The organism is Streptomyces sp. NPDC057939, assembly GCF_042887545.1.
In the GTDB taxonomy this organism is placed as follows: Bacteria; Actinomycetota; Actinomycetes; order Streptomycetales; family Streptomycetaceae; genus Streptomyces.
Genome location: NZ_JBHVPG010000007.1, coordinates 84,476 through 99,327 on the forward strand (window position 1 = coordinate 84,476; position 14,852 = coordinate 99,327).

The window sequence follows — 14,852 nt, forward strand, 5'->3', positions numbered from 1 at the left end:
CCGCTCCAGCCGGCGTGGAGCCGGTGCAGAGCATCGGCGCTCCGCAGCCCGCCCTGGCATCCGAGCTGCCCCCTCATCGGACCCCTTCGTCCGCCCGGAGCCGCCGAGCCCGCCCCAAAGCCGCCGGCAGTCGCCCTAGGCGGATCGGTCACCCCGGGCCGGGGCGCCCGTAGGTCCGCTTGGCGTCGGTGTCGGCGCCCCTGAGCATGATCTCGAAGCCGTCGTCGGCGAATTGGCGGACGATGGTGGATTCGAAGTCGCCGACCTTGAGCTGCTGGATCACCCGGTTCCCGTCGCGGCGGCAGATCCCCTTGTACGGGCGGCCGTCGTCGTACGTCGCCACGTACTCCTGGCCCAGGGTGAACTGCTCGACGTGCGTCCTGGCGGGGGTGGTGGTCGTCAGCGTGTAGTGGTCGCCTTCCTGCTTGATCTCCACCGTCTGCCGGGACGATGCCATGGCCTTCCGGTCGGCCGGGTCGACGCCGATGGATTCCAGGTACTCCTCGTAGCCCTCGCTGCTGGTCAGCCCGTACGTACCGGTGACATTCAAGAACGCGCCGCTGCCGGACAAATTCGGCCCCTCCATCGTGATCATGACGAGTGCGGCGGTGGTCGGGCCGCCTCGACCGTCATGATCCGACCACCGAAGCCGGTGGGAACAGAGGGAAACGGGCCCAAGTCGGGCAGGGTCCGTCGGCCACGGCGCGGCGACTCCGGCGGGCGGCCGGGCGGGGTCGGGCCTGACGTCAGGCCGGAGGTCAGGCCGGAGGTCAGTCCCTGAGTCAGGGCGGGAGTCAGGGCGGGAGTCAGGCCCGACGCAGTGGCGCTCGTGCGGGTTCGCGTGCCGCTGCCGTACGCGGACGTCTCACCCGCACGGGGGCGCGCTCGGCGGACCTCATCCGGCTCACCGTACGAAAGGAGGACACCGTCGCGCTCCCTCCGTTCCTAGCGTGGCGGAGGAACACCGAGAGAGCTGCCCGCCCCGGCGGGCCGAAAGGAGATCCGATGAACGCATTCGACCTGGCCGAGGCCTTCCGGTTCGCCCCCCGCGTCGACACGGTGGGGTCCCGCGCGGCCGATTCCGCGGCTTCCGGTACCCGCGACCTGTCCATCCCCGACTGGATGACCACGGGGTGTGCCGACCCGGGCGCCGACCGTCGGCGGCAGGACGGCCGATAGGGCGCCGGCTCCGGGAATCGGGGCGCGGCGCCACCACGCTCCGTGCACACGCGCTCCGATCCCGGAGAGACCAGGAGGGACGGGGAGGAGTTGGGATGGGGGTGACACGGGGAGGCCTGGCGACAGGACAGGGACAGGGACAGGACCACCGAACGACATGCGACGACGAGTGTTCGACCCCGCGCCGGGCGCACAGGCCCGCATTCCCCTGAGGCCCTTCACCGCGCGTCCCGGAGCCTGCGGGGGGCTGCTGGAGGAAGCCGTGTTCCTGGCCGCCTCGGACCTCCTGGAGCCACGGGGCACGGACGGCCGTGGGGGTGCAGCGAGCAACGGGAGCACCGGCCGTGAGCGGTCGCTGCGCTCCTACGAGATCCGCTCACGCACCCGCCCCACGCCCAGCGGTGTCTTCAGCGGCATCGCACCCGTGCGCTTCACCCGCGTACCGACGGGCGCCGAGCGGCTGGTGCTGGGCACGGCCCACCGGGCCGTGACCGCCCCGAGCGGGCTCTGGCTCGCTCAGATCGCGGACCGGATGCTCGACGACCCGGACGTCCTGGACCGCGTCGGCGTCACCACCGACAACACCGTCCGTGCCGTCGACGGCAGGTTCGAAGTCGAACACGCTCCCGTGGGAGGCGTCGTCGGCGTGCACAGCGTCCGCGACACCCCGGTCTCCCGGATGCTGCTGCGAACCTGCGCGGACGGCAGACCGGCCTCCGACGTACTCGCCCACCTGCGCGGGCTCCTCGCCGGCACCACCGATCCGGCCCCGGAGCGCACACCCGGCGACCGAGCGGCGAACCACCTCCCGACGGAACACCGGCCGACGGAGCACCGACTGGCAGAACACCGGTCGACGGAACACCGACCGGCAGAACACCGGTCGACGGAACACCGACCGAGGGAGCAGCGGCCGACGGGACAGCGGCCTGCCGGGGATCGGGCAGCGGACCGCCGGTCGGCCCACGACCGCACCGCCCGTCAGGTGCTGCTCCAGATGATTCGGTCCGGTCTCCTCCTGACCGACCTGACCGCCGGCGGGCCGCCGTCGCTGACGCTCGCCCGGATCGCCTCGTTCACGCGCCCCGGCGACGCCTGGTCCGTCCTGCCCCAGGTCCGCGACCTGCTCGCGCGGGCCGACGCGCATCCTCCCGGAGGGACGCGTCGCATCGAACTGCTGCGCCGGGCGGAGGAGTTGCTGAAGGATCCGGACCCGCGCGGTCGGCCCCTGACGGCCGACACCCGGGCCGACGCCACCATCGTGCTGCCGCGGCGGCTGGCCGAGCAGGCCGCCGAAGCCGCCGGCGTGCTGTGGCGGACGGCGCACACGAAGCCCCCGCTGGCCGAGTACCACCGGCGCTTCGTCGGGGCGTTCGGCATCCACCGCATGGTGCCCCTGACCGACCTCCTGGATGCCGCTGCGGGCCTGGGCCCGCCGGAGCCCGGCGACGGGCTCGGCGCCTCCGACGAGGCCGCGCCCGGCCGCTGGGCGGCCCTGGCCCGGCTTGCAGCGCATCCCTGGCCGGACAACGAGGTGGTACTCACCGAGGAGCTGGTGGATCGGCTCGCCTCGCCCCGCACCGAGCCCCCGCCGCGGTCGGCGGAGATCCACGTCCGCGTCGTCCGCGACGGTACGGGGCCGTTGCGGCTGGCCGTCTGCCCGGGCGCGGGATCCCAGGAGGCTGGCTCCGCGGCCGGCCGGTTCGCCGCGCTCGGACTCATGGACGATGCCCCGGGGTCGCCGCCCGACCGGCGGGCCGTCGGGGACGGGATCGGCGCACTCGTCGCCCGCGTCGCGTGTCGACCGCTGACCCCCGCGGCGGCGGCTCTCGCGCCTCCCGCCGACGCCCCCGGGCCGCGCATCGTCGTGGGCGTCCCGGCGCGGCCCGGCGACCTCACCCCCGCCGACCTGTACGTCGCGTCCGACGGGCGCCGTCTCGTCCTCTGGTCGCCGCGGCACGGCCGCCGCGTCGTCCCCGTCGTGCCGCACCGCCTGACCCCCGACCTGCTGCCCGCCCCGGTCCGGCTGCTGCGGCTGCTCGGGCAGGCGGGCACCCGCCCCTGGCGCACCTGGTCGTGGGGACCGTACGCCGAACTGCCCTCGACTCCGCGCGTCCGGCACGGGGACGTGATCCTCGCCCCGGCTCGCTGGACGCTGCCCTGGACACTCGCCGAAGCGGTCGACCGACCGGCGGAGTTCGCCGCCCGGCTGGACGAATGGCGTACGGACACCCGGCCGCGCCCGCCCCGGTACGTGACGGTGGAGGAGGCCGACCGGTTGCTGCCGCTGGATCTGGACGACCCTCGCGACCGGGAGATCCTGCGCACCCGGACACGGCACGGGGTACGGGCGGTGCTGGAGCCGCTCGGAGCCGCCACCGACCCGGCGGTCGTACGGGGTCCCGACGGCGCGCACCTGCTCGAAGTGGTGATCCCGCTGCGCCGGGTCGCGACCGGGAACGGCCCGGTACGCCTCGACCCGCGCTGCGCGCCCCGCTCCCGGGCCCGCGACGGCCGTGAAACCGGCGACCGCCAACCCGGCGGCCATGAAACCGATGGCCGTGAACCCGATGGCTGCGAAACCGGCGGCCGTGAACCCGACCGCGCGACGGCCCCATGGCTGTCGCTGGCCGTCCAGGTGCCGGGTGAGCGGCAGGACGCCGCGCTTCGCCGGCTCGGCGACACCCTGGGAGGTCTGCCCGCGCAGGACGCCGCCCGGTGCTTCTGGATCCGCTACGCGACCCCCGGTTTCGGCCCACACCTCAGGGTCCGCTTCGGCGGCCGGCCCGAGGTCCTGGAGGACGTCCTGCGGCCGGCGGCGGAACGCTGGGCACGGGAGCTGCGAGCCTGCGGACTGGCCGGTTCGACGCGGTGGGAAACGTACGTTCCGGAGGTCGAGCGGTACGGCGGCCCCGCGTGCCTGGCGGCCGCCGAAGCCGTGTTCGCGGCCGACAGCGCCCTGTCCCTGGCCGCGCTCGACGCCGACGCGTTCGGCGGCGCCGCGATCCCCGCGGAGGACCGGCGGATCCTGCTCGCCGCGGCGGGTGCCGTGTCCGTGGCCCGTCTGGTGGCCGACGGTTCCCCGCGGGCCGTCGCTACGGCCGGGCTGAGCCGTGACGTGCGCCTGCGCCGCGAGGCGCTCCGCGGTCCCTTCCACGCCCTCCTGCCCGAGCCCACGGTCGGGGGCACGGCCCTGAGAGGGGCTTGGCTCGCCCGTGACACCGCGCTCGCCGGCTACGGTGCGGCGCTGACGGGGGCTCGCCCCGCCGGCGGTCCGACCGCGGCGGGGGCTTCCCCCGGCATCGCGGAACTCTGCGCCTCCGATGTGGTCCACATGCACGTGAACCGGCTGCTCGGCCCGGACCCCGCGACGGAGCGCCTCGTACGCTCCCTCGCCTCGGACGCCCTGCACCGGGCGTGACCGGGTGAGCGCCGTCCGCGAGAGCGCCGCCACGACCGTACTGGAGGTCGCCGACGCGCTGGCCGATCCGGTCCCGATCGCACGGACCCTGCCGGCCGAGCGCGTCCACACCCTCGGCGACGGGCTCGCGGGCACCGCCCTGCTCCATGCCCGCCTCAGCACGGTCGACCCGGCCGGCGTTCCGCGCGCCCTCGCGCACTGGGAGGCGGCGGCCGCCGCACTGCGTCGCTGCGGTTCGCTCGGTGTGGACGGCGCGTTCCGGGGCCGTGGCGGCCTCGCCGCGTCCCTGATCGTCGGAACCGGATGCCTGCCCCGGGGCACGGTCCCCGCCGACGCGGTCCGCGAGGGGACGCGTTGGCTGTCCGCCCGTGCCGAGGCGCTCGCGGCGTGGGGCCCGCCGCCGCACCCGGCTCCGGTGTACGACGTCGTCCGCGGGCTCAGCGGCATCGGTCGGCTGCTGCTCGCAGCGTCGGAGGGCGGCTGGGCGGACGACGCGGCTCCGGGACTGACGGCGGCCCTGACCCTGCTGACCGGGATGGTCCTCGACGCAACGTCGAACCGGCCGGGCAGGTCGACCGGGGCTCCGGACCCCCGTGTCGACACCGGCATGGCCCACGGGATCGCCGGCCCGCTGGCCCTGCTCTCCCTCGCCGGGTCCGGAGGCGTTTCCGTACCCGGCCGGCGCGACGCGGTCGAGTCCGCCGCCGACTGGCTGTCGGCCCACCGGGCGGGCGCGTCCTGGCCGCCCTGGGCACCCGGAGGCCCGCCGGACGGTCGCCGCGACGCCTGGTGCTACGGGGCGCCGGGCATCGCCCGCGCCCTGGACCTGGCCGCGAACGCCATCGGACGGACCCGGTACGCGGACGCGGGACGGGCCTCGCTGCGGGCACTCGCGGACCGGGCTCCCGACTCCTGGGACACGCAGGGGCCCGGTCTGTGCCACGGCGCCGCCGGAGTGCTCCAGGCCGCGCTGCGGGTCCGCTGTGGCGTGCTCGCCGACACGGCCGCCGAACGGACCGTGCGCCTGCTCGCCGAGGAGCGTCGGACGGGCCCCGACGGCCACCGGGACAGCGGTTTCCTCACGGGCGCGGCCGGAGCGGCCCTGGCCCTGGCGCAGTACGCGGACCTCCCGACCCGCCCCGCACGCACCCCCTGGGACTGCTTGCTGCTCCTGGCCTGACGAACCTGCGGCGGACGGGAGGCCCGCCGGCCCGCAAGGTCGTCAGGCCGGGAACTCGTCAGGCCGGATGGTCGTCAGGCCGGATGGTCGTCAAGTCCGACCTGCTACGACTGCAGCAGCTCCGCCTGCAGTTGGGGTGCCAGACGCTGCTGGGAGCCCGGGTCGAAGCCCGGTTCGGAGGTGGCGGTCGTCCCGGTCGTCTGGAAGGCGCTGAGAGCGATGGAGTCGCCCGCGTTGAGCTGGAGGATGGTGGACACCGCCTGCGAGGGGTTCTCGTAGGTCCCGATGGCCTGGTCGTCCTCGGCGTAGACACCGCCGTTGACGGTGATGCTCAGTGAGCGGGACGCCAGGGCCGGCTGGCTGCCGAAGCCCCACACGATGCGGCCCTGGATGAGGTAGCGGCCGGCGGTGTTGACCGTGAGGGTCGACGTGCCCGGATCGAACATCGCGTCGGTGTCGTAGGTGACCCCGGTGAAAGTGATCCGGGTCGGAATACCGTTGGGGACGGCCTGCGTCTCGGTGCCGTAGACACTCGCTCCGACGTCCACGGTCTCCCCGATGGGCCCGCCCGGGTCGGTGGGGCCGCCGGGGCCCGGATCCAGACGGTGGCCCGCGGCGACGGACCCGTGGGGGGCGGCGGTGGCCGTGGTCCCGGTCATGACGGGCACGGTCACGATCAGTGACGCCAGGGCGCAGCCCAGGACCCACTTCCTCCTTCCGGCGCGCGGTCCGAACACCGGCCGACGGGTCTGTGCGGAAGCCATGCTCCACCTCTCGATCGCATCTGTTGAGGGCTGTCGCTCATTGGCGCATTCGCGCACTCGCTCATTCGCGGTTCATGCGTTCATGCGTTTGTACGTCCACGCATTCGTGCCATCGGCCGGGACACCGGCTTTCTTGATGCGATGTCCGTCGATTCATCCGAGTGGATCCACGCTCTTCGGGCGCCGGGTGCGTCGACGGGACGACACGCCGTCCTCCCGCTTCTCCCCCGTTCCGTCGATTTGCGCCGGCGTCCTGAGGGGCTTACCTGGAGGGGAGGGGGAATCGAGCGCGTCCGCAACCAGAAGGAGCGGAGCATGGAGACCATGTTGGCCGCACGGCTGTCCGTCGAAGGTGGCGGCCTGACCGTCGAGGAAGTACCCGTGCCCGCCCCCGGTCCGGGACAGGTGCTGGTCGAGGTGCGGGCCGCCGGGGTCTGCCTGTCGGACGTGCACCTCATCCAGGGCATGCTCAAGCCACGGCCCCTGGTCGGCGACAAGGTGACGTTGGGACACGAGACCGCAGGGGTGGTCCATGCCCTCGGCGAGGGCGTGACCTCCCTGGGCGTCGGTGACCACGTCGTCCTCCAGGCCGGCGAGCTGCGCGACGGGGTCCGCTGCACCCGGGGGGTGAACTGCGACGGAGGTTGGGCCGAGTACGCGCTCGCCGCCGCCGACGCGGTGGTGCCGCTGCCCCCGGAGATCCCCTTCGAGGTGGCCTGCATCATCCCCGACGCGGTCTCCACCCCGTGGGCGGCGATCACCTCGCGCGCCGCGGTGCGGCCCGCGGAGGCGGTGGGCGTGTGGGGCGTCGGGGGGCTCGGAGCCCACGCGGTCCAGTTGCTGCGTCTGGTCGGGGCCTGCCCGGTCATCGCGGTGGACCCGCTCGCCGAGGCCCGTGAGCGGGCCCTGCGGCTCGGGGCGGACGCCGCCCTGGACCCCACCGACCCGGATTTCGGCGCCGGGCTCCGTGCCGTCACCGGCCCGCAGGGCATCACCACGGCCTTCGACTTCGCGGGTGTCCCGGCGGCTCGGGACCAGGCACTGGGCAGTCTCGCGGACCAGGGCAAGCTGGTGCTGGTGGGGCTCACCGACCAGCCGCTGACGGTCAAGGACAGCACCTGGTTCTGCCGGTTCGGGCAGCAGGTCATCGGCCACTACGGGTCGCGCCCCGAACACCTCGCCGAACTGGTCGGTCTCGTGAGCAGGGGGCGGCTGGATCTCTCCACGTCGGTCAGTGGCGTCTTCCCCCTGGCCGACGCGGCACGGGCCGTCGAGGCGCTGGAGAACAAGGAGGGCAGTCCGATCCGGCTGATCCTCAAGCCCTGACGGCGGGCCTGCGACTACTTCAGGAGCCGGAAGCCGGGCTGCCGGGCCCACGCCCGGAGGAACTCCGCCGAACCGTAGACGCCGGGCCACGGGTCCGTCAGCGTCGCGACGATCCCGGGAAGGCCGGTCACGATCGGGATTTGATCCTCGAGGAGTTCGACATTGGCGATGCCACCGATCACGTCCATGACGGCGGCGGTCAACAGGGCCGTGACCACGTGGTCGACCGGCTTGTTGCAGCAGGCGATGACGTCGACGGCGTGCGTCGGGGTGAAGCCGATGAGGGACTCCTGGTCGCCTTCGTCGGCGTGCTCGGACTCGAAGATGTTCTCGTCGCCGATGCCGGGGCCCATGAGCGAGACCATCACGGGCCGACGTCCGTCGACGCCCCCCGTGTCCGCCACACCGAGGCTCTCCGCGCGAACGTTCAGGTCATACCCACCGACCCGCTTCTCCTCGAAGTGGGATGCGGATCGGACAAGGAGTTCCCGGAGCCTCTGGATCCCCGTGGGTGGGACCGGCCCCGGCAACTCGATCACCAACACCGGTCCGCCCATGGAAAGAGCCTAGCCGGCCCGGGTGCCCGTCCCCAACCGGTTTGGACTTGTCCGCCGGCCGATCGTGGTCCGGGCTGCTGAAGCATGGTGGCGGGCGCGGCCCGTCGAGGGCATGGTCGGCCCGCGATGCCATGTGCCAGGGTGGCGCTATGAATTGGCAGTCCGAGAGCCCTGAACTCTGGGCGTTTTTGGGGTCCCTGCGCCGCGGCGACATCCTGTCCGGCACCGTCGCGGCGATCGAGCGGTTCGGAGTCTTCGTGGCCCTGGACGACGGGCCCGCCCATCCCCTCTTCCCCGGCGTCGGGTTCATCGTCGTTCCCGAACTGTCCTGGCGGCACATCGACGCTCCCACCGATGTCGTTCGGGTGGGCGGGCGTGTGGCGTGCGAGTTCCTGCAGTTCGACACCCACAACGCGGAGGCAAGACTGTCCTTGAGGGCACTGGAGCCCGACCCCTTCCGGAGTTTCGCCGACCGCACGACGGTGGGCCAGGAACTCCGCGGGACGGTCGCGAAGGTGCTTCCCTTCGGCATCATCGTCGGCCTCGGGGACGGGATTGCCGGGCTGGTCCCCTTCGGAGAAGGCCCGGGCTGCCCTGCGGTGAGCCCGGTGGAAGACGTCGAGGTCGGCGAGAGCATCGCCGTCGTCGTCACGAAGATCGACCCGCCGACCCGACGGGTTCTCCTCTCCAGGCCAAGGACGCCACGACCGTGGCCCGACGTCCTTCGCTGCCGATTACGGGCAGTCGCCCCGGCTGCCGGGGTGCCGAGTTCGTCCCATGACGCCGACTCCCCGCGGATGTAGCGTTTTCAGCAGAACGAAGCCGGGCGCGATCAACGTTGTGACACGGCGCGCCCACCGAAACGGGGAGAGCGTGGGCGGCATGGTCGAAGCAATCACCTCCAACACTTCCCGACGCGGCCTGAAGCACCGTACCGGTATCGCAGTGCCCTTGTTGCTCGCGCTGCTCCTGGGCGCGTTGGCGGCCCTGGTCCTGCTTCCCCAGGCGCAGCATCTGCGTTCCCTGCGCGACGGCGTGCGGGCTGATGCCACCGTGCACTCGGGGGGTACGTGCGTGCTGGGAAGGTGCAAGGTCAGGTTCGAGGCCGACGGCCGCACCGTGGTGGCGAACCTGCCGCCGGGTAGCGGTGGCGGTAAGAATCCCGCGGGCACGCCGGTCGCCGTCCGGTATCGGGCGGGCGATCCGCAGACGGTCGCCGCTGCGAACGACGTCGACGGCGGTGCGAGTGTTCTCGTGGCAGCCGTGGCCGGCGGCGCCGCACTGCTCTTCCTCGCGCTGTCGGCCCACCAGGCAGTCACCCTGGCGCGGCGGAAAAGGAAGGCTTAGGAGCTGCTCGGCTCAGTCCTTGCGCGCGGCGATGCAGTGCGTGAGCGCAGTGGACGCGACAAGGACACCGGCGGCGACGGCGAGCATGCGTCCGGCGGGTGCGACGAGTTCGCCGGAGTTCGTCGACGTGGCCATGAGTCGGAACAGTTGGTTCACCGGCGGCAGGTTCTTGGTGAAGACGGCGAACATCAGCAGGGCGAGTGCTGCGGCAAGGGCGTAGCCCTGGCGTCGGAAGACCGGTCGGGAACACAGCACGCCGATCGCGATGCCGGTGAGTGCGCAGGTGAGCTGGGCCTCCGTGCCCAGCAGGAGGTCGACCGGCCGTACGTCGTAACTGCCCAACCACAAAGGGAGGAACAGGCCGACCGCCATGAGGGCGAGGCTGCTCAGGAGAGTGGTGCCGATGGCCGCGAGCAGGACCTTGAGGGATCGGCCGGCGGTGACGACCATGATCGCCCGTTGGGCTGCGTCGTCGAGGCTCATCAGCGCCACGGTCAGCCAGGTCGAGCAGATGAACAGGGCTCCGGCCGAGGAGGCGTAGGCCGGGGGCAGCGGACCGCTGCCGCTGACGGTCAGCACGCCCATGAGTCCCATGAACAGAAGCACCGGTGCGAGATAGCGCTGGGTATGGAGCGCGATGGCGAACGTGTAGCGGATGAGCGCGATCAATGCCTGTCCCCGTCCTGGTGCATGGAGGTGTGCGTGCGAGGGCCGGCCACGGATCCCTCGGCCACCCATACGACGGACCAACCGTGCTGGAGAGCGGTGAACAGCACGGCGTCCGACCCGTCCCGGTCGACCCGCAGAGTGACTCCCGTCGGCTCTCGGTGCGCGGACAGCACGCCGTCCAACTGCTCCCAGGCCGGGCTCCGGGGATCGGGCCGCCCGGCGGGGAGGGTGAGGACGATGTCCGCCGTGGGACGGAGCGCCTGCGGCGGCTCGGCCTCGGCCGGAGCAGGCGTCACCCGCCCCTGGTCGACGACGTAGGTCCGCGTGGCGCGGGCCCGGGTGACCGATTCCCGATGGTCGGTGAACAGTACGGTGCCGCCCGCGCCCGCCACCTCGGACATGGTCTCGGCCAGAACCGTGTGAGCATCGGTGTCCAGGCCCGACCACGGCTCGTCGAGGACGAGCAGGCCCGGGTCGACCATCAGGGCCTGGGCCAGGGCCACCTTCTGTGCGTTGCCCTTGGACAGGCTGCGCAGTGGGGCGGCTTTGCCCCCGACGAGGGAGAACCGGTCCAGCAGGGCGTGCGCACGCCGCACGGCGGCCGCCGTGGTCAGGCCGCGCACCCTGCCGATGTGCGTCAGGTACGCCATCGCGGACATGCTCTCGTTCGGGGAGAAGCGGTCCGGGACGTAACCGACGACCGCGGGTCTTCCGAACACGGCGCCGCACGTCGGCCGGGACAGCCCGACCGCGACCCTCAACAGCGTTGACTTCCCGGAACCGTTGCCGCCCGTGAGGGCCACGATCTCGCCCGGGGAAGCCGACACGTCGACGTCCTGGAGTATCCAACGCCCCCTGCCGTAACGCTTTCCCACGGCCTCAAGACGAAACAACGCTTCTCCTCTCCGGGCACCGACCACTCCGGTGACGCGCAGGCTACAAGGCCGGGGGTCGTTCAGCGGCCGAGTGCGACGCGCAGCGTGACTCCGTGGCGGCTGCCCAGGCGCCGTACCTCCCAGATCGAGAGCGCCGTCACCGAAAGAGGCCCGCCGAGCAGGAAGGTGTACAGCACTTCGGCAGGCGCGGCGACGTCGGGGCCGATGAAGAGTTGGAAGGCGAGGTGCGACCAGACCAGCAGGGGCGGGAGCAGCGCCGGAAGCAGCTGGTGCACGTCCGAGACCCGGAGACAGTTGATGAGACAGAGGTAGGAGGCCAGGAAGGAGAAGGGGATCGAGCCGAGCAGCAGGACGAGCGCTGCGACCCAGCCGATGGCAATGGTCAGGACGGTGAGCAGGGAGGAGGGGAATCCCCTGCCGATGAACGCGGAGTAGAAGTCCATCAGGTCGTCACCGGTGATCAGGTCGCCCTGGAGGGTCTCGAAGGAGACCCACGTGCAGATGGGGCCTATGAACAGCATGAAGCCCGCGCTGATCGGCCGGCGCAGGCGCTCGGCGAAGTCACGACGCCGGCGACGCCCAGCACCTCGACCGAGGCCGGTTCGGTACCGCCGCAGTCCGGTGCGTCCGAGGCGGTGGTTCCCAGGTCGCCCGTCCCTGTGACGAGGGCGCCGGCCGGGGCGAGGAGGCCTTCAGCGTCCCCTGACACGTCCACCCCCTCGTCGTGGGAGAGGAACAGGATCCTCATTCGCCACACCCCCCATTCGTTCCACGGCATCGAACTCGACGATGCGATGCGGTTCCGTCCGATCCGGAAGGTTACTCACCGCTGAACGAGCCCGTGGGGGCCCCTGCCCGGACGTCGTGCTCGGTGGGGACCGCGCGGGTCCCTGCCATGTCGTCCCGTCTGGGGCCGATCGAAGGACGCCACGTGGGTGGTTCGGTGGTTTCACTGGACGGGTCGGTGCAACGGCCCCCGACCCCTGGGGCCCACCAACGAAGCAGGGCACCGGCGGGTTCCATCGTCCGGGAGGACATCCGTCGTCCCGGAGGACCTGACCATGCGCGCCAGGGCGGTGGGATCGAGTGGAGCGCCGCCCGAAGGGCGGCTGGGCCGAGATGTGGGACGCGTGGGCATCCGCCTCCGTTCCGTGCCCGATCTCCCTGCCCGCGGCCACCCGCGCGCGGGGCTTTCGGCGTACCCGAAACCCGTACGGCCCGGCCATCCGTGCAATGACCGAAAGGCAATGAGTCACATGCAGTACGAGACCGACACCGAAGAAGCTCGCACGCCCGCTCCGGCAGGGCCGGGGACCGATGGCGCCGTCGCCATGGCGCGGACCACCGTCACCGTCGGCTCCCACGTCCACACCGCCCTCGCCGCCGGTCCGCCCGGTGGCGAGAAGGTCCTGCTCCTGCACGGCTTCCCACAGTTCGCCGACTCGTGGTCGGATCAGCTCACCAGCCTCGCCCGGGCCGGGTACCGGGCACTCGCCGTCGACCAGCGGGGCTATGCGTCGGGCGCGCGGCCGGAGGGTGTGGCCGACTACGCCGTCGACCTCCTCGTCGCGGACGCCCTCGCGTTCGGCCAGAGCCTCGGCGGCGGACGGTTCCACCTGGTGGGCCACGACTGGGGCGGTCTGGTCGCCTGGGCCTTCGCGACCGAGCATCCGGAGCTGCTGGCCTCGCTGACCGTCCTGTCCACCCCGCACCCACGAGCCCTGGACGCGGCCCTGCGGTCCGATCCCGACCAGGCCCGCCGCAGCTCCTACGTCCAGCGTTTTCGGCAGCCCGCGGGAGTCGCGGAGAACGATCTGCTGGCCGATAACGCCTCCGCTCTGCGACGTGCCTACGGAGACTCGCTACCGCCGCACCGCGTCGACTCCTACGTCGCCCGGTTCGGTGAGCCGGGCGCGCTGACCGCCGCGCTGAACTGGTACCGGGCGCTTCCCGAGGCGCTTGCCGTCCCCGGCGACCGCATCCGCGTCCCGACGTTGTTCGTGTGGGGTGACCAGGACGGCGCGTTGGGACGGACGGCTGCCGAAGGCACCGGGGCGTGGGTCGACGCCCGCTACCGGTTCGAGGTACTCGAAGGCGCGGGACACTGGCTGCCCGACGCGCACGCCGACCGCGTCGATCCTCTCCTCCTGGCACACCTCGCGGCCAACGCCGCCGGTTCCTGAACCGTGCGGCCCCACGTGAGGCGCCCCCGCACATGGTGCGGGGGCGCCTTCTCCTCCCGGCCGTCCGAAAGGAGGTGCTCCGATCCGTTGTCGCCTCGGACGTGGTCGAGTCACCGGGAGGTGACGTCGCTCAGGCCCTGCGACGAGGGACCGGCCGGGACGCGTCGTCGGAGTTGCGGTTGCATTGGCAGTAGGGGCAGGCACGTCGGTCTCGTGCGGGGAGCGCGGGCATCGCCACGGGCTGCATGGTGAGGAGTGTCGCTGCGCCCCTTCGAGGGCCGGCGGCGAGGGTGGTGGTTGTCATGGTGGCCTCCCGGGAGAGGGTATGGAAACACCTCCACAACACCACGAACCGGTTCGCCCGGCGTCGCCCCATCGGACGACGCCATGGATGACCCGGGAGAGCGGACGGACTCGGAGGCGTTCGGCGCGGTGATCGGCGAACTCGTCGCCGGGGCCGGTGCCGGTGCCGGTGTCAGTGCCACCCGTGGGCAAGCAGTGCGACGTGCGGCAACCGCAGTTCGCCGTTCGGGGCGAGGAACGGGGCACTGAGCTCGGTGGCCTGCCGCACGATGCGGGTGACCGCCACCGGATCCGCCGGCGGGGTCAGCAATCCGGTCTCCAGCATCCGGGTGAGCCCGTCCGACCAGGAGGCCTGGCCGACCCGGTGGTCCCAGGCCAACCTCCGGCAGGCCGCGCCCCGCAGCCCTGCCCCCGCCAGGAGTTCCACCATCCCGGCAATGTCTCCGGGGTAGCCGGAGTCCGGTGGCCGCATGCGTGCGAGCGGCACTCGTGGGGCGCCGGCGGCGCGGAGGGCGCGCCCCAGGATGGTCTGCCCGGCAGCCGGGATGTCCGTCCAGCAGGTCAGGGCCACCCGTCCTCCGGGGCGTACGACGCGGCGCAGCTCGGCCAGCACGGCCCGGGTCGGGCCGGCGTGTCCGAGCACGAAGTTGCCGACGGCCGCGTCGAAGGTCGCGTCCCGGAACGGGAGCAGGGGCAGCGCCGCGACCAGTGTTCGGGCCCGGGGGGCCGCCTCGCGGGCGAGCCGCGCCATCGTCGCCGAGGAGTCGACGGCCGTCACCCTGGCCCCGCGGTCCGTGGCGGCTCCGGCCACGGTCCCCGGCCCGGTGCCGACGTCCAGGACCCGGGTCCCGGGACCCACTTGGGCGGCATCGAGGAGGGAGGTAACGGGCCCGGCACATGCGGCTCCGAGGGTGCGTGCGTACAGCGCGGCGTGTTCCTCCCAGATGTCCGGGGTACGGGAGTCCTGTCGCGTGTCCGCCATGGCCATCCTCCGTCCGGCCGGCGCGCGGGTGACCTCCCGCGGGGT

The 14,852-nt window shown here is 72.7% G+C and carries 14 protein-coding genes; 7 read left to right on the forward strand and 7 right to left on the reverse strand.

Going from position 1 to position 14,852, the window contains the following annotated elements:
- Positions 1 to 148: 148 nt before the first annotated feature.
- On the reverse strand, positions 149 to 571 hold the full coding sequence (locus tag ACFVS6_RS10925; RefSeq protein ID WP_389702658.1) for a lipocalin/fatty-acid binding family protein: 423 nt from the start codon (positions 569 to 571) through the stop codon (positions 149 to 151).
- Between the two features lie 434 nt (positions 572 to 1,005).
- Between ACFVS6_RS10925 and ACFVS6_RS10930 the strand changes: the two genes are divergently transcribed.
- The 3 genes from ACFVS6_RS10930 (at position 1,006) to ACFVS6_RS10940 (ending at position 5,780) form a co-directional block, all read left to right on the forward strand.
- Positions 1,006 to 1,179 carry a hypothetical protein gene (locus ACFVS6_RS10930; RefSeq protein ID WP_389702660.1) on the forward strand — a complete coding sequence of 58 codons (174 nt, stop codon included), beginning with the start codon at positions 1,006 to 1,008 and terminating at the stop codon, positions 1,177 to 1,179.
- Positions 1,180 to 1,336: 157 nt separating this feature from the next.
- A complete protein-coding gene (locus ACFVS6_RS10935; protein ID WP_389702661.1) occupies positions 1,337 to 4,600 on the forward strand; it encodes a lantibiotic dehydratase in 3,264 nt (1,087 codons plus the stop codon).
- A 4-nt stretch (positions 4,601 to 4,604) separates the two neighbouring features.
- Positions 4,605 to 5,780 carry a lanthionine synthetase LanC family protein gene (locus tag ACFVS6_RS10940; protein WP_389702663.1) on the forward strand — a complete coding sequence of 392 codons (1,176 nt, stop codon included), beginning with the start codon at positions 4,605 to 4,607 and terminating at the stop codon, positions 5,778 to 5,780.
- 104 nt (positions 5,781 to 5,884) lie between these two features.
- Here the strand turns inward: ACFVS6_RS10940 and ACFVS6_RS10945 are convergent, their stop codons facing one another.
- Positions 5,885 to 6,544 (reverse strand): hypothetical protein, encoded by a 660-nt coding sequence (locus tag ACFVS6_RS10945; protein ID WP_389702665.1) that lies wholly within the window; start codon positions 6,542 to 6,544, stop codon positions 5,885 to 5,887.
- Between the two features lie 315 nt (positions 6,545 to 6,859).
- On the opposite strand from ACFVS6_RS10945, the gene ACFVS6_RS10950 reads away from it, so the two are divergent.
- Positions 6,860 to 7,870, forward strand: a complete 1,011-nt coding sequence (locus tag ACFVS6_RS10950) for a zinc-binding dehydrogenase (RefSeq protein ID WP_389702667.1) — start codon at positions 6,860 to 6,862, stop codon at positions 7,868 to 7,870.
- A 14-nt stretch (positions 7,871 to 7,884) separates the two neighbouring features.
- Here the strand turns inward: ACFVS6_RS10950 and ACFVS6_RS10955 are convergent, their stop codons facing one another.
- Complete coding sequence (locus tag ACFVS6_RS10955) at positions 7,885 to 8,427, reverse strand: DUF6368 family protein (RefSeq protein ID WP_389702669.1); 543 nt, start codon at positions 8,425 to 8,427, stop codon at positions 7,885 to 7,887.
- Positions 8,428 to 8,576: 149 nt separating this feature from the next.
- On the opposite strand from ACFVS6_RS10955, the gene ACFVS6_RS10960 reads away from it, so the two are divergent.
- Positions 8,577 to 9,230 (forward strand): S1 RNA-binding domain-containing protein, encoded by a 654-nt coding sequence (locus ACFVS6_RS10960; protein WP_389702671.1) that lies wholly within the window; start codon positions 8,577 to 8,579, stop codon positions 9,228 to 9,230.
- 79 nt (positions 9,231 to 9,309) lie between these two features.
- Positions 9,310 to 9,774: a hypothetical protein gene (locus ACFVS6_RS10965; RefSeq protein ID WP_389702673.1), complete on the forward strand. Its 465-nt coding sequence runs from the start codon at positions 9,310 to 9,312 to the stop codon at positions 9,772 to 9,774.
- A 12-nt stretch (positions 9,775 to 9,786) separates the two neighbouring features.
- Here the strand turns inward: ACFVS6_RS10965 and ACFVS6_RS10970 are convergent, their stop codons facing one another.
- From ACFVS6_RS10970 to ACFVS6_RS10980, 3 genes are all read right to left on the reverse strand, one after another.
- On the reverse strand, positions 9,787 to 10,443 hold the full coding sequence (locus ACFVS6_RS10970) for a hypothetical protein (RefSeq protein WP_389702675.1): 657 nt from the start codon (positions 10,441 to 10,443) through the stop codon (positions 9,787 to 9,789).
- On the reverse strand, positions 10,440 to 11,336 hold the full coding sequence (locus ACFVS6_RS10975; protein ID WP_389702677.1) for an ATP-binding cassette domain-containing protein: 897 nt from the start codon (positions 11,334 to 11,336) through the stop codon (positions 10,440 to 10,442). The genes ACFVS6_RS10970 and ACFVS6_RS10975 overlap by 4 nt, the downstream gene beginning before the upstream one ends.
- Positions 11,337 to 11,398: 62 nt before the next feature.
- A complete protein-coding gene (locus ACFVS6_RS10980; RefSeq protein ID WP_389702678.1) occupies positions 11,399 to 11,860 on the reverse strand; it encodes a hypothetical protein in 462 nt (153 codons plus the stop codon).
- 726 nt (positions 11,861 to 12,586) lie between these two features.
- Here ACFVS6_RS10980 and ACFVS6_RS10985 point away from each other — a divergent pair.
- Positions 12,587 to 13,522 carry an alpha/beta fold hydrolase gene (locus ACFVS6_RS10985; protein WP_389702680.1) on the forward strand — a complete coding sequence of 312 codons (936 nt, stop codon included), beginning with the start codon at positions 12,587 to 12,589 and terminating at the stop codon, positions 13,520 to 13,522.
- A 475-nt stretch (positions 13,523 to 13,997) separates the two neighbouring features.
- Here ACFVS6_RS10985 and ACFVS6_RS10990 read toward each other — a convergent pair whose 3' ends face one another.
- Complete coding sequence (locus tag ACFVS6_RS10990) at positions 13,998 to 14,807, reverse strand: class I SAM-dependent methyltransferase (protein WP_389702681.1); 810 nt, start codon at positions 14,805 to 14,807, stop codon at positions 13,998 to 14,000.
- Positions 14,808 to 14,852 lie beyond the last annotated feature (45 nt).